Source organism: Bartonella sp. CB10SXKL (assembly GCF_042195515.1).
Lineage (GTDB): Bacteria > Pseudomonadota > Alphaproteobacteria > Rhizobiales > Rhizobiaceae > Bartonella.
Window position 1 is genome coordinate 1 of sequence record NZ_JBHION010000052.1, and the last position, 2,304, is coordinate 2,304.

Below are 2,304 nucleotides of genomic sequence, written 5' to 3' on the forward strand. Positions count from 1 at the left end.
CTGATGTCATAAAATACGCCCTCCAGATAATAAAAAACCCCGCATTTGCGGGGATTCCAAACTGCACTGCCTCTCGTCTAGACACAATACGACAAGTGCCGTATTTGTCATTAAATACGATTTGCTACACTTTGTCAACACTAAAATAACACATATTGATAATTTCAAAGTGAATCAGTTAAACAGATAAAGTGCACATTAAGGTAGACATATAAGGTAGAAATGATGTTTATAAAAAAATCTTTATTTAGAAGCGTATTAATTATCGCACTTTTTACAACGTGTTTTATATCCACTTCAAATGGATATGCTAATTCTGAAGAATCTTCTTCATTTTTTAATAAGTTATTCTGTTCAAAAGTAACCACAGAATTAAAAACCGAACTTCATAATCACCTAATTCATGGAAACGAATGGTGGGAAAAAAGATTCAAAGAAATTAGAATGATAGAAGAAGTATATTTCTTGCATAACATGTCGACTTTATCAAAAGAACGTTTTGAACAACATGTAAATATGATAAGAGAATGGCATGATATACTGTGGGAAAGAAACAATAGTTTTAGCGATTTAACCGGCAGTATGCTACAAAAAATAAGTGCAATAGAGGATCTAAATAAAGCAAAACAATCTAAGAACCATATGGAGGAATCAGAAATTCTGAAAGCCCTTCCTATAATTGAAAAGCGGATAATTGAAAATAAAAGAAAACTTCATAAACTAGATTATGAAAGTGAAGCGTTATATAAGTTTATCATTCACTTTTATTGATAGTTACATAATTTTGCGAAAAATACTTTTGAAGCGCATTAAGAGCAACCTTTAGCGAACTCACAAGATGTAGTAATTCTTGATCTTCACTAACAAGGTACTGTAGCGCTGCATAAAGATTGTACTGTCTATAGAGATGTTGCGCCTCTTTTATTGCCTCGTGAACAGATTGATAATGACGCGTTGCTTTTTCAACCCATTGCTCAAAGCTATTAGGGTCTGAGTTTGTAGAAACATCATCATAAATAGCATTAGGCAAGCCCTTTGCACAAAGGTAATTATTCCTTATCTGTAGATATTGTTGCGCGGCATCATATTGCTCTTGAGTAATCACGCCTTGCAAGTAAAGCCGCCCGATATAGGTACCAGAAAGTGGATTTTTTGCCTCCTGTAGCGTTAAACCGAAGCGCTTTGCACGCATTTCTATTGCCAATTTATCAACGGCTTCACGCGGTGCTTTTGCACGTGATATACGTCCGTTTGGTTCTCTTACCTGCCCTGCTATTTTAGGGCGTCCCCTCTTTTTATTTTTTTTCACTTATGTCCTCAGATGTCTGTTTAATATCTTGCCAAATTCTCTCTGATCTTGACCATGAAATTCGATTTAAAAAGAACAATAAAACCACTAAAATGCATATTACAGCAGCAACACCTAACTTAAGTTTTAAGTGACTTTGATCCCAAGAAAGTTTTAAGAGCAGAATGAAAAGTGTACTCAATAAAGCACCCATCACTATACTGTAATAACTCATTGATGTAGATGACATACAATCTCTTAACAGCTCTATATCATTCTCTGTAAGCATATAAACGGGTTCAGATTCTTCTGTACTAACCCTAGGCTTCTTTTTACTATCCATTAAAGCACCTTCTGTTTAAAAAGGAACACTGTCATTCATAACGGTATGGGGCGTATCAAGAGGTCTGTAAATGCTTCTGTCATAAGCAGATGACTGATCTTGATTATCATCATTTTTGCCATCTAAAAGCTTTAACTCGCCTTTGTACTGAGGCAATATGACTTCTGTTACATAGCGATCAACACCGTTTTTATCTTGCCATTTACGGGTTTGTAGTCGCCCCTCGATATAAACTTTGCTGCCCTTATTCAGATACTGGAGAGCTATTTTTGCAAGATGTGGATTAAACACCACAATGGAATGCCATTCGGTTTTGTCTATTCTCTTATTGGTTGCCTTGTCTGTATAGCTCTCAGACGTTGCCATTCGAAAATTGACCACCTCGATGCCAGATGACATTGTTTTGCTTTCTGGATTGGCACCTAAATGACCAATTAAAATCACTTTATTAAGCATGTTTGTAAGTCCCATTAAATGATGTAAAGATCATAACATGTTTTATGTGTTTTTACAATGTTTTCAGTTAGCTAATAACAATTATTTAATGTTTTACATTATGTTCTAAATCACTAAAGCGTGTAAAATCGGATTGAAATGCAAGGGGAACGATTCCTGTCGGACCATGGCGTTGTTTTGCTATAATAACCTCGGCTTTACCCTTGGCTTGCTCCAT

General features: G+C 35.5%; 5 protein-coding genes. 1 reads left to right on the forward strand and 4 read right to left on the reverse strand.

Annotated elements, in window-relative coordinates; translation table 11 throughout:
- The first annotated feature begins 225 nt into the window (after window positions 1–225).
- Window positions 226–771: a hypothetical protein gene (locus ACFIK3_RS09245; RefSeq protein ID WP_375627969.1), complete on the forward strand. Its 546-nt coding sequence runs from the start codon at window positions 226–228 to the stop codon at window positions 769–771.
- On the opposite strand, the gene ACFIK3_RS09250 is transcribed toward ACFIK3_RS09245, so the two are convergent.
- From ACFIK3_RS09250 to ACFIK3_RS09265, 4 genes are all read right to left on the reverse strand, one after another.
- Window positions 755–1,309 carry a hypothetical protein gene (locus ACFIK3_RS09250; protein ID WP_375676603.1) on the reverse strand — a complete coding sequence of 185 codons (555 nt, stop codon included), beginning with the start codon at window positions 1,307–1,309 and terminating at the stop codon, window positions 755–757. The genes ACFIK3_RS09245 and ACFIK3_RS09250 overlap by 17 nt on opposite strands.
- Entirely contained in the window at window positions 1,296–1,631 is a 336-nt protein-coding gene (locus tag ACFIK3_RS09255) for a hypothetical protein (protein ID WP_375624384.1), read from the reverse strand. Before ACFIK3_RS09255 ends, ACFIK3_RS09250 begins: the two co-directional genes overlap by 14 nt.
- A 15-nt stretch (window positions 1,632–1,646) precedes the next feature.
- On the reverse strand, window positions 1,647–2,087 hold the full coding sequence (ssb, locus tag ACFIK3_RS09260; RefSeq protein WP_375631940.1) for a single-stranded DNA-binding protein: 441 nt from the start codon (window positions 2,085–2,087) through the stop codon (window positions 1,647–1,649).
- Window positions 2,088–2,172: 85 nt separating this feature from the next.
- Window positions 2,173–2,304, reverse strand: a 132-nt coding sequence (locus tag ACFIK3_RS09265; protein ID WP_375676604.1) for a DnaB-like helicase C-terminal domain-containing protein, incomplete at its 5' end; no start/stop codon positions are given.

What these genes read in the sequence shown, in the direction of transcription:
- ACFIK3_RS09245 (WP_375627969.1), top strand. Translation starts at nt 226, where the DNA reads ATGTTTATAAAAAAATCTTTATTTAGAAGCGTATTAATTATCGCACTT.
- ACFIK3_RS09255 (WP_375624384.1), bottom strand. Translation starts at nt 1,631, where the DNA reads ATGGATAGTAAAAAGAAGCCTAGGGTTAGTACAGAAGAATCTGAACCC.
- ssb (WP_375631940.1), bottom strand. Translation starts at nt 2,087, where the DNA reads ATGCTTAATAAAGTGATTTTAATTGGTCATTTAGGTGCCAATCCAGAA.